This window comes from Mangrovibacter sp. MFB070, from assembly GCF_000705335.1.
In the GTDB taxonomy this organism is placed as follows: Bacteria; Pseudomonadota; Gammaproteobacteria; order Enterobacterales; family Enterobacteriaceae; genus Mangrovibacter; species Mangrovibacter plantisponsor.
Window position 1 is genome coordinate 36,379 of sequence record NZ_JJMI01000001.1, and the last position, 16,481, is coordinate 52,859.

20 protein-coding genes and 1 pseudogene are annotated in these 16,481 nt (G+C 51.6%); 8 read left to right on the forward strand and 13 right to left on the reverse strand.

The annotated features are described in order from the left end of the window. Positions 1 to 7 precede the first annotated feature (7 nt). Genes fliI through fliF form a run of 4 tightly spaced genes read right to left on the reverse strand, consistent with a single transcriptional unit; the run spans position 8 to position 4,800 of the window. On the reverse strand, positions 8 to 1,378 hold the full coding sequence (fliI, locus tag DT73_RS00210) for a flagellar protein export ATPase FliI (RefSeq protein WP_036102252.1): 1,371 nt from the start codon (positions 1,376 to 1,378) through the stop codon (positions 8 to 10). Next, entirely contained in the window at positions 1,378 to 2,106 is a 729-nt protein-coding gene (fliH, locus tag DT73_RS00215; protein WP_036102264.1) for a flagellar assembly protein FliH, read from the reverse strand. The genes fliI and fliH overlap by 1 nt, the downstream gene beginning before the upstream one ends. Continuing rightward, positions 2,099 to 3,094, reverse strand: coding sequence for a flagellar motor switch protein FliG (gene fliG, locus DT73_RS00220; protein ID WP_036102265.1), 996 nt, complete (start codon positions 3,092 to 3,094; stop codon positions 2,099 to 2,101). The genes fliH and fliG overlap by 8 nt, the downstream gene beginning before the upstream one ends. After that, a complete protein-coding gene (gene fliF, locus DT73_RS00225) occupies positions 3,091 to 4,800 on the reverse strand; it encodes a flagellar basal-body MS-ring/collar protein FliF (protein WP_036102267.1) in 1,710 nt (569 codons plus the stop codon). The genes fliG and fliF overlap by 4 nt, the downstream gene beginning before the upstream one ends. Before the next feature lie 229 nt (positions 4,801 to 5,029). Between fliF and fliE the strand changes: the two genes are divergently transcribed. Next, a complete protein-coding gene (fliE, locus tag DT73_RS00230) occupies positions 5,030 to 5,350 on the forward strand; it encodes a flagellar hook-basal body complex protein FliE (protein ID WP_036102270.1) in 321 nt (106 codons plus the stop codon). 20 nt (positions 5,351 to 5,370) lie between these two features. On the opposite strand, the gene DT73_RS00235 is transcribed toward fliE, so the two are convergent. The 9 genes and pseudogenes from DT73_RS00235 to DT73_RS00280 form a co-directional block, all read right to left on the reverse strand. Continuing rightward, on the reverse strand, positions 5,371 to 6,672 hold the full coding sequence (locus DT73_RS00235) for a site-specific integrase (RefSeq protein ID WP_036102273.1): 1,302 nt from the start codon (positions 6,670 to 6,672) through the stop codon (positions 5,371 to 5,373). 45 nt (positions 6,673 to 6,717) lie between these two features. Beyond that, positions 6,718 to 6,963 (reverse strand): excisionase family protein, encoded by a 246-nt coding sequence (locus tag DT73_RS00240; protein WP_036102276.1) that lies wholly within the window; start codon positions 6,961 to 6,963, stop codon positions 6,718 to 6,720. A gap of 114 nt (positions 6,964 to 7,077) precedes the next feature. After that, a pseudogene (locus tag DT73_RS00245) lies at positions 7,078 to 7,560 on the reverse strand (DUF550 domain-containing protein); the annotation flags it as partial. After that, on the reverse strand, positions 7,553 to 7,897 hold the full coding sequence (locus DT73_RS00250; RefSeq protein WP_036102278.1) for a hypothetical protein: 345 nt from the start codon (positions 7,895 to 7,897) through the stop codon (positions 7,553 to 7,555). The gene DT73_RS00250 and the pseudogene DT73_RS00245, both read right to left, overlap by 8 nt. Beyond that, positions 7,894 to 8,115, reverse strand: a complete 222-nt coding sequence (locus tag DT73_RS00255) for a TraR/DksA family transcriptional regulator (RefSeq protein ID WP_036102282.1) — start codon at positions 8,113 to 8,115, stop codon at positions 7,894 to 7,896. Before DT73_RS00255 ends, DT73_RS00250 begins: the two co-directional genes overlap by 4 nt. Continuing rightward, on the reverse strand, positions 8,099 to 8,593 hold the full coding sequence (locus tag DT73_RS00260; RefSeq protein WP_036102285.1) for a hypothetical protein: 495 nt from the start codon (positions 8,591 to 8,593) through the stop codon (positions 8,099 to 8,101). The genes DT73_RS00255 and DT73_RS00260 overlap by 17 nt, the downstream gene beginning before the upstream one ends. Next, positions 8,590 to 9,057: a hypothetical protein gene (locus tag DT73_RS00265; protein ID WP_036102288.1), complete on the reverse strand. Its 468-nt coding sequence runs from the start codon at positions 9,055 to 9,057 to the stop codon at positions 8,590 to 8,592. The genes DT73_RS00260 and DT73_RS00265 overlap by 4 nt, the downstream gene beginning before the upstream one ends. Further along, positions 9,054 to 9,584 (reverse strand): hypothetical protein, encoded by a 531-nt coding sequence (locus tag DT73_RS00270; protein WP_036102290.1) that lies wholly within the window; start codon positions 9,582 to 9,584, stop codon positions 9,054 to 9,056. The genes DT73_RS00265 and DT73_RS00270 overlap by 4 nt, the downstream gene beginning before the upstream one ends. A 583-nt stretch (positions 9,585 to 10,167) precedes the next feature. Next, positions 10,168 to 10,839: a LexA family transcriptional regulator gene (locus DT73_RS00280; protein ID WP_235234340.1), complete on the reverse strand. Its 672-nt coding sequence runs from the start codon at positions 10,837 to 10,839 to the stop codon at positions 10,168 to 10,170. A 75-nt stretch (positions 10,840 to 10,914) separates the two neighbouring features. Between DT73_RS00280 and DT73_RS00285 the strand changes: the two genes are divergently transcribed. From DT73_RS00285 to DT73_RS00310, 7 genes are all read left to right on the forward strand, one after another. Continuing rightward, positions 10,915 to 11,112: a Cro/CI family transcriptional regulator gene (locus DT73_RS00285; protein ID WP_036102294.1), complete on the forward strand. Its 198-nt coding sequence runs from the start codon at positions 10,915 to 10,917 to the stop codon at positions 11,110 to 11,112. Positions 11,113 to 11,139: 27 nt separating this feature from the next. Beyond that, positions 11,140 to 11,709, forward strand: coding sequence for a YmfL family putative regulatory protein (locus tag DT73_RS00290; RefSeq protein ID WP_036102298.1), 570 nt, complete (start codon positions 11,140 to 11,142; stop codon positions 11,707 to 11,709). Positions 11,710 to 11,872: 163 nt separating this feature from the next. Continuing rightward, a complete protein-coding gene (locus DT73_RS25255; protein WP_072006879.1) occupies positions 11,873 to 12,040 on the forward strand; it encodes a DUF4222 domain-containing protein in 168 nt (55 codons plus the stop codon). Further along, a complete protein-coding gene (locus DT73_RS26605) occupies positions 12,037 to 13,056 on the forward strand; it encodes a hypothetical protein (protein WP_036102301.1) in 1,020 nt (339 codons plus the stop codon). The genes DT73_RS25255 and DT73_RS26605 overlap by 4 nt, the downstream gene beginning before the upstream one ends. Next, entirely contained in the window at positions 13,053 to 14,408 is a 1,356-nt protein-coding gene (locus DT73_RS00300; protein WP_036102304.1) for a phage N-6-adenine-methyltransferase, read from the forward strand. Before DT73_RS26605 ends, DT73_RS00300 begins: the two co-directional genes overlap by 4 nt. Further along, positions 14,408 to 16,096, forward strand: a complete 1,689-nt coding sequence (locus DT73_RS00305) for a DNA cytosine methyltransferase (protein ID WP_036102308.1) — start codon at positions 14,408 to 14,410, stop codon at positions 16,094 to 16,096. Before DT73_RS00300 ends, DT73_RS00305 begins: the two co-directional genes overlap by 1 nt. After that, complete coding sequence (locus tag DT73_RS00310) at positions 16,093 to 16,479, forward strand: RusA family crossover junction endodeoxyribonuclease (protein ID WP_036102312.1); 387 nt, start codon at positions 16,093 to 16,095, stop codon at positions 16,477 to 16,479. The genes DT73_RS00305 and DT73_RS00310 overlap by 4 nt, the downstream gene beginning before the upstream one ends. Positions 16,480 to 16,481: the final 2 nt, after the last annotated feature.

The following is a 16,481-nucleotide window of genomic DNA, read 5'->3' on the forward strand; positions in this document are numbered from 1 at the left end:
TATTCACTCAAACTGTCGGGAAAATCAGGTCAAGAGACTGACATGACTCTTCCCACCCTGCGCGTTCGTAAATACCTTGCTGTAAAAACGCCTCCAGATGCGGCCAGAGGGTTATTGCTTTATCCAGCAACGGGTCACTGCCTTTTGCATACGCCCCGACGCTCACCAGATCACGGTTACGCTGGAAGCTGGAAAGCAACTGCTTGAAATGGCGCACTTGCGCGTAGTGCGTCTCAGAAATCAGTGAGGTCATGGCACGGCTGATTGAGGCTTCAATATCAATCGCCGGATAGTGCCCGGATTCAGCCAGCCTGCGGGATAACACAATATGCCCGTCAAGAATGGCGCGGGCTGAGTCCGCAATTGGGTCCTGCTGGTCATCGCCTTCAGTCAGTACGGTATAGAAAGCGGTAATAGAGCCCCCGCCATCAATACCGTTGCCCGCGCGTTCAACCAGCGCCGGTAATTTGGCAAACACAGAGGGCGGGTAACCCTTGGTTGCAGGCGGTTCACCAATGGCGAGGGCAATTTCACGCTGCGCCATGGCATAACGGGTCAGTGAGTCCATGATGAGCAATACATGCTGACCACGGTCACGAAAATCTTCTGCAATACGAGTGGCATAGGCGGCACCCTGCATACGCAACAACGGGGAAACATCTGCGGGGGCGGCAATGACCACGGATCTGGCCCGGCCTTCGGCTCCAAGAATGTTTTCAATAAAGTCTTTAACTTCGCGGCCACGTTCGCCAATCAGCCCTACCACAATGACATCGGCCTGGGTGTAACGCGCCATCATACCGAGCAGAACGCTTTTCCCCACCCCGGAACCGGCAAATAAGCCCATGCGCTGCCCACGGCCTACAGTCAGTAATGCATTGATTGCCCGAACGCCAACATCGAGCACATGGTCGATAGCAGTACGTTGTAGTGGGTTAAACGGTTGGGTTATCAGTGCGCCGGTAAAACCGGTTTCCGGCGAGGGCAGGCCATCAAGTGGCCGCCCACTGCCATCCAGCACACGGCCAAGCAGGGCAGGGCCAAGGGGGAGTTGTTTACCGCTGTGTAATCCGTCACCTGTCAGTGTGCGGGCATAGACGCGTGCGCCAGGCAAAATACCTTCCACTTCTTCAAGTGGCATTAAAAATAGCTTGTGGCCGTTAAAACCGACCACCTCGCTCTCTACTTCGGTGGTGCCCAGGTTATCCTGACGCTCAATGATACACGTGGCCCCCAGCGGGAGTTGCAGCCCGGTTGCTTCCAGCACCAGCCCCGTCGCACGGGTTAGCCTGCCGTAGCGGCGTACTTTGGGTAATTGCGCAATCCGTGCTTCCACGTTATCCAGGGTGTTAAGCCAGCGTGTCAGTCGGGCCGTCATTACAATACTCCGGGTGCCGCAAGGCGGCACAATTCTTGCCAGCGAGTCGCGACGCTGGCATCTAAATCGCCTTCGTCCGCAGAGACTTTACAGCCACCCGGGTGAAGACTTGGGTCAGCGCGCAAACGCCAGCCATGCAGATTAAGTGTAGCACCTGCCATCTCTTCAATACGTTGCAGGTCGTCCGGGTGCACCCGCAAAATGGGTTTGCCACTGAACATGGGTTCTTGCTGCAACAAGGTCTGGATTTGCTTAATCAGCGCGCTGTTATCCACCACCGGCATTTGCCCGATAACCTGGCGTGCCGCTTCCAGCGCCAGTTGCATCAGCCGGGATGGAATGACGCTGTCGAGAGCATCCAGCGTGTTCTGAAATTCACTGACCAGTTGCTGCATTTGAGCATGGATCGGTGCCTGTTGTTGCTGTGCCTGCGCCAGGCCTGCTTGTTGCCCCTGGACAAGCCCTTCCTGGCGACCTTGCTCAAAACCCTGTTGCTTGCCTTCAGCATAACCGGCATTAAAACCCTGCTCGCGCGCGGCATCGCGCATCATTGCCATTATCTCTTCAGGAGTGGGCTCCTGAGGTTGAACAGGTTCACTGGCAGGCTCAGTTTCAGCAACCGGCTTCGGCTTGCGTTTCTTTTCCGCCAGCAGGCTTTCAAATACGGCAGCCGGAGGGTTCAGGTCATCCGGCATCCATAATTGCCAACTCGGTTGCGGCTTAGACATAGGCATCGTCTCCGCTGCCTATTACCATCTCGCCAGATTCGGCCAGGCGGCGAACAATAAGCAGGATAGCTTTCTGTTCGTTTTCCACCTGAGACAGGCGCACCGGGCCACGGTTTGCCAGGTCGTCGCGCAGGATGTCGGCAGCACGCTGCGACATGTTGCGCAGGAATTTCTCCCGCAGTGGCTGCTCGGAGCCTTTCAGTGCAATAAGCAGCGATTCGGATTCCACTTCCTGCAGCAGACGCTGGATACTGCGGTCGTCCACTTCCACCAGGTTTTCGAACAGGAACATTTCGTCGATAATTTTCTGCGCCAGTTCGCCATCGAATTCGCGAACTGCCCCAATGACCGCCTCTTCGTGCTGGGTTTTCATCAGGTTGATAATTTCTGCCGCCGTTCTCACGCCGCCCATTTTGCTGCGTTTGAGGTTCTGGCCATCGAGCAGGCTGTTCAGTACCTCGGTCAGTTCTGCCAGTGCGGCAGGCTGTACACCACCGAAGGTGGCGATACGCAACATGACATCGTGGCGCATACGCTCGTCGAACAGAGCAAGAATGTCGGCTGCCTGGCCACGTTTGAGGTGTACCAGGATGGTGGCGATAATCTGCGGATGTTCGTCGCGAATCAGGTCGGCTGCACTCTGTGGTTCCATAAAGTTCAGCGTTTCGATGCCAGATGCGGTATCGCGGGTTTCCAGAATATCTTCCAGCAGGCTGCTTGCCCGCTCTTCGCCCAGCGCTTTAACCAGCACTGAACGCAGGTAGTCGTTGGTGTTAATACTCAATGCAGCGAATTGTTCGGCATTGGCTTCAAACTCTTTTAACACTTCAGTTAACTGTGAGTTTGATACCTGATGCATATTTGCCATCGCGGCACTTAAGTGTTGTACCTCCCGCGCGGAGAGGTGCTTGAACACCTCAGCCGCACGGTCTTCACCAATGGTCATCAGCAGGATGGCGCTTTTTTCAGTACCGGTCATATCACTCATAGTTCATTCCCCATCCACTGACGGATAACCAGGGCCACTACACGTGGATCGTTATCGGACATTTCGCGAATACGTTGACTCATTACTTCCGCACTCAGGCGCTGGTTATTGCGACGTTGCGATTGTTGCTCATCTTTACTGAGGGTAACCTCAACGGCTTTATCCTCTTCTTGCAACTGACGGGCGCGCTCTTCTGCCGCTTTAACTGCTTCCTGGCGACGCACGAGATGTGGGCGCACCATTTTGCGCCACAGAATCCACGCAACCAGGGCAATCAGCAGCCAACGACCCGCTTCCAGGCATTGGTTGATAAATGCCGGTGTTTTCCAGAACGGAATGTTGTCCGCACTGTTGTCTGGTGCGGTAAATGGCGAGTTCACGACGTTAACGGTATCGCCGCGTTTGTCGGAGAAGCCCATTGCTTCGCGGGTCAGGTCTTCAATTTGCTTCAGTTGCTCGGCAGTGAGTGGCAGTGTTTTGCCATCAGCAGCCGTTTTGTAATTCACCACAACAGCGACAGATAACCGCTCAATATCACCAATATTCATTTTGGTGTGCAGAATGGTGCGATCCACTTCGTAGTTAGTGGTTTCATCATGAGTAGTATTACTTGGCACTACCTTATTGGTTGATGCCGTCTGGCCATTTTGCTGATTAGCCCCTTGCTGGCCATTCTGCTGCGCGTTTTGCTGAGCATTTTGCGCGTTGTTTTGGGTGGTTATCGGCGCACTGTTGGCCGGAGCTGGTTGGTTAGACAATGCTCCTGGTACACCGCCAACAGAAGAACCGCCCAACTGTTCATTGTTATTCAACTGACGAGAACGAATGGCCTGCTGTGCCGGATCTGTGTTCGGGCCATATTGTTCCTGCGTTTGCTCTTTGGCATTGAAATCGATTTGCGCAGAAACCTGAGCATGCACATTACCCGTACCAACAATGGGGCCAAGTATTGCTTCAATACGTTGTTGGATACGGCTTTCAACTTCGCTGGCATATTTCAACTGTGCATCATTCAAACCACGGCCAGAGGTATCTGAACGGGTCAACAAGTGCCCGGCCTGGTCAACGATGGTGACATTACCCGGCGGCATCCCCGCAACGGCGCTGGAAACCATATGGACGATGGCGTCAATTTGGCCATCATCCAGCGCACGGCCGGGTTCGAGGTTTAATGTGACAGATGCAGAAGGGGATTTTTGTTCGCGAACAAATAAAGAAGGTTTTGGCATGGCAAGGTGGATACGGGCGCTTTTCACCGGGCCAAGTGTTTCGATAGTACGCGCCAGTTCGCCTTCCAGAGCGCGTTGGTAGTTAATTTGTTCGCTGAACTGGCTGATGCCGAATTTTTCGTTGTCCAGCAATTCAAACCCGACGGCACCGCCTTTGGGTAAGCCTTGTTGAGCCAGACGTAACCGCAAGTCGTAGACTTTGTCGTCTGGTACCAGAATTGCGCTACCGTTATCTGCGAAACGGTATGGGACGTTCATCTGGGTTAACTGGGTAACGATGGCACCGCCGTCCTGACTGGAGACGTTGCTGAACAAGACGCTGTAGTTCGGGGTTTTAGCCCATAAGACCAGGGCAACAACAATCGCGATAGCGGTACTCGCCGCGACAATCAAGGGGATCCTTGGATTGGCACGCAGGCGGTTAAGCCATTCCAGCGGTTTGGCTTGCGGCGATTGAGTGGAGGTTGTGGCATTCATTGCTCGCCTCTCTTCTCAGCGGTGTCAAAGTTATTCGAGTAATAAAACAAAGCAGACTCCCGGGTCGGCAACACGACAAAAGTTCCACAATAATGGCTATGTTATTATTTGCGTTTGTGGGGAATTCGATGCCTCAATAAGCTGAACTTTTTGACGTTATTTAGCGCTTTTATCTTCAGGCGCTCATGCTAGTCTTGCCAACACTCATAAAGGTAATCAGGAGTCAGTCATGGCAATTCAGGGCATCGAAAGCGTACTGCAGCAGCTTCAGGCCACTGCCATCGCCGCAGGAAACAAAGACGTGGACACCACGGCGCAAAATGGCGGTGTCAGTTTTGCTGGTGAATTAAAGTCTGCACTGGACCGTATCAGTGACACACAGAATGCCGCACGCGCTCAGTATCAAAAATTTGAATTGGGTACGCCTGGCGTGGCACTGAATGACGTGATGGTGGATGCGCAAAAAGCCAATATCTCTTTGCAAATGGGCGTTCAGGTGCGTAATAAGCTGGTGGCAGCCTACCAGGATATTATGTCCATGCAGGTGTAGATTATTTAACTATCTGAATTTCATTTATTATTTACTCCTAATCCTACAGCGTGGGGCATGGATGGGGCAAATTCAGATAGCTTTTGGTTCAGGATAACGATCTGCTCCTGGTTGTTATCCTCCATCCATGAGCCATAAACCCGGTACACCATTTGTGCATCCGAATGGCCCATTTGCTTTGCAATAAAATTAGGGTTCGCTCCCGCAGTTAATGACCAGCATGCATAGGTGTGCCTGGACTGGTATGCTTTGCGGTAACGAATACCGGCTCGTTTCATTGCTGTTTCCCATATCTGGTTTACTGAACCCACTGCGTAATGATGCCCCGCCAGGCCATTACTGGTAACTATTTGTGGGTTGAAAACGAAAGTGCATGGATGCACTTCTGACCTTCCATACTCCCTCAGCACAACCTCTACCTGATACTGCTTTCCAAGCCGTGTCATTTCAGCCTGACTTTTCAGCACATCTATCGCCGGTTTTATCAGATTAATAACCCGATTTGTTCCGGCCTCAGTTTTTGGCAGCGTAAATTCTTTGGTAAGGGTGTGATTCCTCCGGATCACCATCGTTCCTGCCTTAAGGTCTATATCTTCCCAGGCCAGCGCCACCAGTTCACCATGCCGGATACCGGTATATACTGCCAGTGACCACATGTTTTTTATCTGCTGGTGGCGACAGGCATCTATCAGCCTGGTGAACTCTTCCCGTGTTAATGGATCCGGTTCAGTGCGCGATTTCTTCATCGGAGATATCCCGGAAAATGGGTTATCCGGGATGTAGCCGCTGTCGGCCGCAAACTGGAACATGCCTGACATAATCCCCATGTAATTGTTTACTGTCGGGACCGTGCGCCCCTTAACCGGTTTCTTGTGCCCGAGTTTCAACACCTGGTTACCGGTTAGTAAATCACGGCGGATAAACAGCAAATCTTCCTGGGTCACTGATGATGCCAGTCTGTCACCGCCAATCCGTGGCAGCATATTTTTAACGATGGAACAATACCGCCCGAAGGCATTATTGCTGATTTCCATCTTCTTGAGCTCGAGCCACTTCTTGGCCAACTCAGAAACCAGGATGTCCTTACTTTCAATACCAAACTTTTTGAGGTTGGGAGAACCTGGAAACTGAGCAGCATAATTAAAGCTGCCTGTTTTTATTGAAAAACAGACTGATGCCCGTAACTCTCCCGCGATTTTTCTGTTTTTTGGTGTATCAGGTACACCAAGACTTTCCCTTGTCCTGGCGCCCTGATACATGAACCATATGCGAAGGGATCCGCCATGGTTTTCAACGCCGGTTGGAAAGGCCTTTTTAGCCATTGTTATCCTCCTGCGCCCAAGAGCGGGTATAGATTACAGTTTTCATCACAATCTCACACCCGGTTGTTTTGCTGCCTGGCGTTCAATCCAGTTGTTGATTGCGTCGCAGTTGTACAGGCACTCGCTATTTGCTTTTGGGTTACCGTCCGGCGAAATATGCATGTACTCACGCCCGGCGAGCCAGGACTCGCGGCGGGCCCGCATGATTGTCCCCGGGCGAAGCCCTGTGATGTCTATCAGCTTTTGCTCTGAAACCCATTTATTGGGCATCAATTGAATGACCGACTCCATATTCACCCCGCAATCAGGCCACAAAGAATAATCACCAGCCACAACAAAGCACCCAGCAGGCACACTACGAATGCTTTAGCTCCAAATGAATACTGGCGCATATCAGGCCTCCGGTACTGGTGGTTGAGACTGTTCTTTGATATGCAAACGAGGCTCGCCATCTTTAGGCTCAGGCCACTGTCTTGCTTTGTTCACTTCCAGTTTTTCAATCATCGCTTGGGTAATCTGCTCGTCGGTGATACCAGCCCGGCGTTGAGCATCCCAGAGCAGGAATTGCATATCAGCCCATTCGCTAAGGTCGTTGGGTTTTGCTGCTGCCTCCATAGCTTCTTTGGAAAGGTGTTTTAGTGGCCCAACCGGACCGACATTGCCAAAGGTGGCCTGCGACCACTGAGCATGCTCAAGTCGAACCTGATCTCGATCCAATACCGACTCAGCCATTAGCGATGCCAGTGCGATTTCAGTAATACGTAAATACAGGGCCGCGCGTGACGGGTTGCTAAATTCACCCTCTTTCAAAAACTTCGACATTTCAGCCACGTCGGCACGGCACACGGCGATTAAATGCTCTTTTGTGAATGTGGCGATATCACTCATTCCATGCCTCCAGCTCGTTCTCAATTTCTTCGTCTATCTCTTCGGTGGTGGTTTCCTGATTGAGATAGTCGCGGGCTTCTTTTAAATACTGTGCCCGGCGCTCATCAAACCAGGCTGAAAAATCAGGTGACCAGCCATGGGTATGCCCACAAAAGTCCACACGGGCATTATCCTCTGCCATGCGTTCAACCATGCAATCTGCCGTTATAATTGCCGTTTCGCGGATATACCCACGGATGTCACGCTTGCGCCAGTACGGGCTATACTTCGAGTCGCAGCGACCTTTAAATTTAACTTCCCAGCGCCGTATGCAACGGGCATAGAGTGTTTTACTCATAAACCACCTACCTGTTTGCGTTTCAGTTCAGCATCGCTCTTGCAATAAGCACACATGGTGCAGCCTGGAACGGCTACACGGCGCTTTTCTGGAATAGGTTCGCCGCAGGCTTTGCAGTGAGTTGCGGAAACCGCATCGTGGTTAATTCGGGCGTTGGCTATCGCTATGCTGATATTGAATTCAGCTCGTTCGTTGGCTTCATCAATGAGCTCTGCCATCTTTCACCCCCTGACGTAGTGCTGCTTTGTAGCTGACTTTGGCCGCTTTTTTGGTTTTGCACCACTCACCTTCAACGTCACGGCGCGGGTATCCATAAGCAGCATCGTATGAGCAGCGATACATCCGGCATTCCCCCTGGCGGTTATATTCGACTTCTGGAATTCGGTAACCCAGCAACCATTCGCTGAATGAAAGACAGCTATCTGCATCGAGATATTCTTCGTATCGTGTCTTTTTCTTCGGCTCAGGTAGTGCGGAAATTGCTAACGCTTTCCCTTTATCCGTGACGTGGTAAAGAACGCCACCACCACAGAAATCTGGCGAAGGTCGAGATGTAGCCAGGCCTTCAGTAACAAGCTCCTGCCACTGTGAGTTGTCTGCATGACCGTCTCCAGCGAGAAAATAATTGCGGTAGGGTTCTCGATTACGCTCATTGATGCCAAGAGCATGCTGCATGAGTTCAATTCCCGTACTCATAACGAATCACCTCTCTGGCGGAGTTGGGTGGCGAAATACAATGCGAATTCACCAGCCCGGCGAGTGGCCGTAATCGCCTCGTTGCTTGCTGCTTCGTTTGGCCTGGTTTTCATCATCTCACCGCGACGCTTCTGGCAATACTCTGCAAACATCTCCACACCCTCAGCCCTGATGGCTGTAATGGCCTCATCGGTAAGCGGGGTTTCGCATTTCTGCCAAATGAGGTGCATTTCAGCGCCAGCCGGCTGGTGTCCACGCAACTCTTCCGCCAGACAGTCATTCATGCATTTGATTGCTGCGTTTTCGTTAACCAAAACCTTCCCACGCACACGCAGTGCATCTATACGGTTAATCAGTTCGTGCATGATTTCGGTATACGTAGTGATTGGTGTCATGCTGGTGGCATAACTGCGGGCTGTCCGGATCAGTTCTTCAATCGGCATATCGTGCAGTGACATGTTCATGCGGCACGTCCTTCCAGTTCGTTAAACCGGTTAATAAACAGCGTTGATGCTTGACCAGGGCAGAGTGGGGTAATAGTGAAATGTTCAGTGGGCGAAATGCCGTCCAGATATGGCCAGCGGGTACCATCATCAATGTTGAGGTCCCGGCGCTCTGTAGCCAGCATGATGAGGTCTGCATATTTGACGACCTGACTATGTTCTGCCGGTAATCCGTATTTTTCCCGGATCACGCTGTCCACGTAGTGCTCTATTTCCCGGTAATCAGGTAACAGTGCTTTCAGTGGTGCCGGAATATCACAGCAGTAGGCCTCGGCGGCATCATGCATCAGAGCTTCAAAGGCAAATTCACCGGGTACCAGCTGGCTTACCAGAACTGAATGCTGGGCGACGGAATAAAACTCGGGCAGGTGCCCTGCGAACCGGCAGGCATGGGAAAGGGCAGTAGCAATATCCTCAATGCAAATAGCATCATGGCTGATATTTCGGTAATCAATATGGTTACCAGATAGTGTCTGAATAAAGCTCATGGTCAGTTCTCCGTATTATTTACGCGCTGCACCGCGCTGAATTTTGGTTGAGCGAATCCCTCGCCGGGTGGCGATTAATTTCTCAGTCTTTATTGCTTTCAAACCGGCCATGGTTATAGCCGGTTAGTTTCTCCACACAACACAAAAGGGCACCTGTGGCTGCAACCACCCGGGTGGATTGGGGAATGAGCCCGTCACCCGGTGATGCCCTTGTGTGTTGTGTAAAAAATTGCGGTACCAGTCAGAACACTATCTTCATCCTCCTGGTGTTGGGTTGAAGATCTGGTACCGCCAAAGGTTCTACACAGCATTTGCGTTCCTTCGCAGTGGTCTGGGGTCATGGATAAACACCAGACTCCTGCGCCCTGAAAAAGCTGGCGGTTACCGACCATCAAGGGAAGCCGGGCCGCCAGAACAGGGATGGTGCAACTTGTCATTCTTAGCTATCAACAGCTGGCTGCTGTTGATGATTAGAGTTTAATTAATCAAACAAATCTGTCAATAACAAAGTTCGTAAAATTAAACTTATTTGGTTTGGACATAAAAAAACCAGCCGAAGCTGGTTGATTTGCAATGCTTTTATTTAAGGTAAATTCATTTCTACCCTTGTACATACTCCGACAATTTCACATTTATCGTCTATGGGTATTGGCCTGTATGCTGGGTTCAATGGCATAAGATACATATTCGGTCCATCAACAACCAATTTCTTAATGGTTGATTCATTGGAGCCATTTAGACGAGCTACAACTATTTTTCCACTTGCTGGCTCTATGTCAGGATCAACAATCACAAGCGAACCATCTGGAAGAGATATCCCAGCTCCTGGCGGGCTAGACATAGAGTCACCAGTAACTCTTAAAGAAAAAGCAAATGGCGATACCTTAGCTGTTGTTTCAATCCACTCTGTCACTTCATCAAGGTTCCCTTCAACCATCTCTTTCCAATGACCAGCCTGAACAGAGGAAAGCAACGGAACACGTCTCCGTATTTCCGGCCCCGGGTAGGCATTACCTGATGTCTCTTCTACAAGCCCACCATTTGTTAACCATCTTTCAGAGACGCCCAGAACTTCAGCTAATTTGCTGAGGTATCTGGCTGATGGCTCGGTACCACCATTAACCCACTGGCTAACCGTCCCCTTTGAGGCTCCGGTAGCTGAAATCAAATTGGTGCTCCGCAGTTTCAGCGCTTTGATGCGTTGGTTTATGCGGTCGCTCATAGTTTCATTTTTCATGTTTAAAAATTTAAACATTCTTTGGTTTAATTTCTTGACTATTTTTAGTTTGAAACATTAAACTTTCTCGTGTTGACATACCTTGGAGGTGAAATGTTTAAACAACAGCTAATCGAGCACTTCGGCACAGCGACAGCAGCTGCTAAAGCCCTGGGTGTTTCGAAATCAACAGTAAGTCTGTGGAAAGAAACTGTTCCATGGAAATACGCACTACTTGCAGAGAAGAAGACCAATGGGGTCATCAAATACGATCCGGCTGCATACAAAAAGACTAATGAAACGGCAGCTTAAAACAACCACAGACAGAAGGGGTTAACCGTGGATAAGCAGCACTGGAAAGTAGAAAAACAGCCAGCCTGGCTGGTGGCCGCAATCAAACGAACGATTACTGAAATGCCGGGAGGGTATGCAGAAGCTGCTGAGTGGCTCGGTCTGTACAGGGCTGGGAAATTGTCAACTGATGCACTCTATAACCGGCTTCGCGATGAAGGCGATCAAATCTTCCCTCTGGAATGGGCAATGGTGCTACAGGATGCAAGCGGCACTAAGCATGTCACTGATGCAATTGCTCGCCGTAGTGGTGGGGTATTCGTTCCGCTAGTGGAAATTGATGACATTGACAACGGCGACATAAACCAGCGTCTGATGGAGTCAATCGAATGGATGGGTAGGCACTCTCAGTATCTGCGTAAGGCTACAGCTGATGGGGTGATTGATTCTACTGAGCGAGAGCAAATCGAAGAGAACAGTTACCAGGTGATGACTAAGTGGCAGGAGCATTTGACACTGCTTTATCGCGTTTTCTGTGAGCCAGAAAAAGGTGACGCCCGCGAGTGTGCAGCTCCGGGCGCCGTGGCGTGTCGTATTCGTGGAGAAACTAACGCATGAACAGTTTAACGGCTAACAGCCGCTTACCGCAACTACGGGCGTTTCATATTTCAGGAACGACGCAATGGCGGTATGAGCGAATGGTATCAGGGCGCTGGGTGGCATGTAACCACAGTCGGGCGCTGGGTGTCGTGGGGGTGTTTTACCGGAGGGCCAGAGCGTTATGCAGGAACTTGACCGCCAGTACAAAGACCCACGAGGTTTTCTTGTCCACGTCATTGGCTACGACCGGGAAAAACAGCAGGTCATTTTTATGCGCCAGGGCTACCCGCATGAGTGCATGCAGCCTGTTGAGCGTTTCAGGGAAAAGTTTAAAAGGGTGGATCCGTGAGCCAGATATTTGAAATCGTACAGTCGCTGTCTGGGCAACGGAACAGTATTACTATCCCGGTGCCTTACCTCGACTTTTTTTCTGGTGACCAGCAGGCACATGCGCTTGGTGCGGTGCTGAATCAGCTTGTCTTCTGGTCGGGTAAGTCTGACCTCAAGGACGGCTGGTTCTACAAAGAGCACAGCGAACTGGCAGCAGAGATCCGGGGTGTCAGTGACGACCAGGTACAGCGCCTGGTAAACAAGATATGCACCCGGTGGTTACCGGGTATTGTTGAGAAAGCGCAGAAGCAGGTTAACGGTACGAAAAAGACACATTACCGCATTGATGGTGATGCGTTAATTGACGCCCTGTTCCCGCCGACACTGGATTCCGCAGAATCGCGGAACGGGAAACGTGAAGTCGCGGAACCCATTCCGCAGAATCACGGAACCGAAACCGCAGAATCGCGGAACCCTAACCGCGAAGTCGCGGAACCTATTCTCTATACAGATCATTACTCAGATCACCACAAACAGATCATAAACCCTTCTTGTCCGGCCGCTTCGCAACCGGACGGCAATACTTCCACCAACGATTTTATTACCCGTCACCCTGAGGCTGTTGTGTACAGCGCAGCAAAACGCCAGTGGGGAACTCAGGATGACCTGACCTGTGCAGAGTACATCTGGAAGCGCATTGTGAGAATGTACGAGCATGCTGCTGAGACTGACGGAGAATTAACCCGCCCGAAAGAGCCAAACTGGACAGCCTGGGCAAATGAAGTTCGCCTGATGCGTGTTCAGGATCTCCGTACTCACAAGCAAATATGTGAGCTTTTCCTCAAGGCAAACAAAGACCCTTTCTGGTGCAGGAACATCCTTAGCCCGTCAAAACTGCGTGAGAAGTGGGATGAACTGATGCTGAAACTGGGTTCATTGCCAGTCAGTAGCAGACAGACTGGTCGGGTGGACACATTCAAAGGCAGTTATGCCGGTACTGATTACAGCCAGGTTCCGGAGGGATTCCGCTCATGACAAATGCATACTGTGAGGCTCTTGAAGCCCTGCGTTCTAAGCCCTGCCACGAACTTAAAGAAGTGGGTGACCAGTGGTGTACACCCGATGGCATCTTCTGGGGCATTAACGCCATGTTTGGCCCACTGGTGCTGGACCTGTTTGCTGATGAAAGTAATGCGAAATGCCCTGCATGGTACACCGCAGAAGATAATGCCATGCAGCAGGACTGGTCAGAGAAACTGAGCACACTGGGTGGCGGTGCTGCCTTTGCCAATCCTCCGTACAGCCGTGCCTCTCAGCATGAAGGGGATTACATCACCGGGATGCGCTACATCATGCAACATGCCATGGCCATGCGTGAGAAGGGCGGTCGTTATGTATTCCTGATCAAGGCTGCAACCAGTGAGGTCTGGTGGCCAGAAGACGCTGACCATATTGCCTTTATTCGTGGGCGTCTTGGTTTCGATCTGCCGTCCTGGTTTATCCCGAAAGATGAGAAGCAAAAACCGACTGGTGCATTTTTTGCCGGGGCTGTGGCTGTGTTCGACAAGGCGTGGAAAGGCCCGGCAGTCAGCTATATCAACCGTGCGGATCTGGAAGCGAGTGGCAATGCCTTTATGAGTCAGGTTCGCTTTGAGGCTGAACGCATGCTGGCCCGTATGGCAAAAGAGCCTGAACACTTACCTGTTGTTGAGGAACCGGCAGAGCAAGAGAAACCGGCTCCCGCCAGAGTTAAAGATGCGGAAAAACCAGAAATGCCACTGACCCGGGAAGATATTCTCAGCCAGAGTGGCATCACTACCCTGGCATGTGCCGTGGCGGCGTTCGGCGACAAAGAGGCCTACACCTTCACTGAATCCCGGTATGCCCATACCTGGGCGGCAGACTCCGTTGAGAATCCCGTTATGGTGACGATTCCACAGGAAACTATCAGCAAAGCCCTGGCATTTATTCAACAGGATCAGGCAGACATCAAACTACGTGAGTTTGTTGCCAGTCAGGGTTTCGATAATGACGACCTTCGCCAGTCTGTTACAGAGCGTCTTATCACCGTCAGCAAAGAGTGCGCAGAAGAGTACGGGTTATCGGTCGGGCAATTCATTGCCATCGCTGATGATATTGACCATGAAGCCTGGCAGAACTTTCGTCATCTGCGTGCCGCTGTCAGGGAAGCCATAAAACCCTGCTCAGTCTGGCCGGGAGAGGTTAACGTTATCTTTGGTCAGGTCGGGCAGGCGGATCTGCTTCCCGAGCCCCTACAAAACAAACTTAAGTCACACATAAACCGCATGTGGCTGGAACGCATGCCATCCGTTGAAATCATTCAGTCAGCAAACAGCCTTGTCCTGGCTATGGGAGTGGAAGCCTGATGCGCGAAATCATTGTTGATAATTTTGCTGGTGGCGGCGGAGCCAGTACGGGTATTGAGCTGGCAACTGGCCATAGTGTGGATATTGCGATTAATCATGACCCGAATGCGGTTGCGATGCACACCACCAATCACCCGGACACCCTGCATTATTGCGAGAGCGTATTTGATATTGATCCGTGTGCTGCAACTGCCGGGAAACCTGTTGGCCTGGCGTGGTTCTCACCTGACTGCCGGCACTTCTCAAAAGCCAAAGGTGCCAAACCAGTAGAGAAAGCGATTCGGGGCCTGGCATGGATTGTTCTTCGCTGGGCTCTGGCTGTTCGCCCCCGGGTGATGATGCTGGAGAACGTGGAAGAGTTTAAAACATGGGGCCCATTGTTGACCGGGGAAATGCGCCCGGATCCTGCCCGTATTGGTGAAACATTCGAAGCATTCTGCGGCATGCTTTCCGGTGGCATACCGGCTGATCATCCTGCTTTACTCGAGGCCTGTGAGTTTCTTGGCATTAACCCGGGTAGCAAAGAGGCCAGTAAACTCGTTGCCGGGCTTGGCTATAACGTCGATTATCGCGAAATGCGCGCCTGTGACTATGGTGCACCGACTATCAGAAAGCGTTTCTTCATGGTCATGCGCTGTGATGGAAAATCAGTAGCGTGGCCTGATGCAACGCACGGCGACCCTAAATCCAGTGATGTGCGTAGCGGGAAACTGAAACCCTGGCGCACAGCCGCTGAATGCATTGACTGGTCAATCCCGTGCCCGTCAATTTTCGATCGCAAAAAGCCACTTGCTGAAAACACCCTGAAACGTATTGCCCGTGGCATACAGCGGTTTGTTATCGACAGTGCATCGCCCTTCATCGTGAAGTGCAATCACACTACCAGCAAAGGTAACTATGACTGCTTCAGGGGCCAGTCACTGGAAGAGCCGTTACAGACCATCACCAAAACCCATGGTTATGCTGTTGCGACACCGGTAGTTACTCCGTTCCTGGCTGGCAATGGGGGCAGTGAGTATCAGGCAAAACCCAGGCCTTTAGATAAATCCGCACACACAATCCTCAAAGAGTCCCGCGCCTGTATTGTTGCGCCGGTGATTGCTCGCCAGTTTGGAGCCAGTACAGGGCACCGGGCAGATGAACCGAGCGCTACGATAACTGCTGGCTTTGGTGGTAAATCCCAGCTTGTTTCTGCATTTCTCGCTAAACACTATGGCGGTAATTATCAGGGGGCAGGTGTAGGGATGGACGAGCCAGCACATTCAGTGACGACAGTAGACCACCATGCTGTTGTTGCCTCACACCTGGTAAAACTTCGCGGGACATGCCGGGACGGGCAGCCAGTTGATCAACCCATGCCGACAGTTACTGCTGGTGGTCTGCATATAGGTGAAGTGCGCACTTTCCTGGAAAAATATTGCGGACCAGAAAGCACTGGGCTGGTTCACATCGATGGAGTGGCCTATCAAATTGTTGATATTGGCATGCGCATGCTACAGCCCCATGAGCTTTACGCAGCTCAGGGGTTCCCATCCTGGTACATCATCGACATGGATTATCGTGGCGTGAAATATGCGAAAGACAAGCAGGTTGCCCGGTGCGGTAATGCGGTACCACCACCATTCGCAGAGGCTCTGGTAAGAGCAAATTTGCCTGAAATGTGTCAGTCAAAACAGGAGGCAGCATGAAGCTTATCCTGCCATTCCCACCCAGTGTTAACGCCTACTGGCGCTCGCCGAACAAAGGGCCAATGGCTGGCCGTATCCTGGTCAGTGCCGAGGGCCGTAAATATCAGAGTGCTGCCTGTGCCGCCATCATCGAACAGTTACGCCGTTTGCCAAAGCCATCCAGCGAGCTGGCAGAGGTTGAAATCGTTTTGTTCCCGCCGAACAACCAGCGCCGTGACCTGGATAACTACAACAAGGCCCTGTTCGATGCCCTGACGCATGCCGGGGTATGGGAAGACGACAGCCAGGTTAAAAAGATGCTGATTGAGTGGGGGCCGGTAGTGAAGAGGGGAAAGGTCGAAATCACGATAAGTCTGTACAAACCGGCGGGTGCAGCCGCCTGAAC

Excerpts from the sequence above, each read along its gene's own strand:
- fliI (WP_036102252.1), bottom strand. The coding sequence starts at position 1,378 with ATGACGGCCCGACTGACACGCTGGCTTAACACCCTGGATAACGTGGAA.
- fliH (WP_036102264.1), bottom strand. The coding sequence starts at position 2,106 with ATGTCTAAGCCGCAACCGAGTTGGCAATTATGGATGCCGGATGACCTG.
- fliG (WP_036102265.1), bottom strand. The coding sequence starts at position 3,094 with ATGAGTGATATGACCGGTACTGAAAAAAGCGCCATCCTGCTGATGACC.
- fliF (WP_036102267.1), bottom strand. The coding sequence starts at position 4,800 with ATGAATGCCACAACCTCCACTCAATCGCCGCAAGCCAAACCGCTGGAA.
- fliE (WP_036102270.1), top strand. The coding sequence starts at position 5,030 with ATGGCAATTCAGGGCATCGAAAGCGTACTGCAGCAGCTTCAGGCCACT.
- DT73_RS00235 (WP_036102273.1), bottom strand. The coding sequence starts at position 6,672 with ATGGCTAAAAAGGCCTTTCCAACCGGCGTTGAAAACCATGGCGGATCC.
- DT73_RS00240 (WP_036102276.1), bottom strand. The coding sequence starts at position 6,963 with ATGGAGTCGGTCATTCAATTGATGCCCAATAAATGGGTTTCAGAGCAA.
- DT73_RS00250 (WP_036102278.1), bottom strand. The coding sequence starts at position 7,897 with ATGAGTAAAACACTCTATGCCCGTTGCATACGGCGCTGGGAAGTTAAA.
- DT73_RS00255 (WP_036102282.1), bottom strand. The coding sequence starts at position 8,115 with ATGGCAGAGCTCATTGATGAAGCCAACGAACGAGCTGAATTCAATATC.
- DT73_RS00260 (WP_036102285.1), bottom strand. The coding sequence starts at position 8,593 with ATGAGTACGGGAATTGAACTCATGCAGCATGCTCTTGGCATCAATGAG.
- DT73_RS00265 (WP_036102288.1), bottom strand. The coding sequence starts at position 9,057 with ATGAACATGTCACTGCACGATATGCCGATTGAAGAACTGATCCGGACA.
- DT73_RS00270 (WP_036102290.1), bottom strand. The coding sequence starts at position 9,584 with ATGAGCTTTATTCAGACACTATCTGGTAACCATATTGATTACCGAAAT.
- DT73_RS00280 (WP_235234340.1), bottom strand. The coding sequence starts at position 10,839 with ATGTTTAAATTTTTAAACATGAAAAATGAAACTATGAGCGACCGCATA.
- DT73_RS00285 (WP_036102294.1), top strand. The coding sequence starts at position 10,915 with ATGTTTAAACAACAGCTAATCGAGCACTTCGGCACAGCGACAGCAGCT.
- DT73_RS25255 (WP_072006879.1), top strand. The coding sequence starts at position 11,873 with ATGCAGGAACTTGACCGCCAGTACAAAGACCCACGAGGTTTTCTTGTC.
- DT73_RS00300 (WP_036102304.1), top strand. The coding sequence starts at position 13,053 with ATGACAAATGCATACTGTGAGGCTCTTGAAGCCCTGCGTTCTAAGCCC.
- DT73_RS00305 (WP_036102308.1), top strand. The coding sequence starts at position 14,408 with ATGCGCGAAATCATTGTTGATAATTTTGCTGGTGGCGGCGGAGCCAGT.
- DT73_RS00310 (WP_036102312.1), top strand. The coding sequence starts at position 16,093 with ATGAAGCTTATCCTGCCATTCCCACCCAGTGTTAACGCCTACTGGCGC.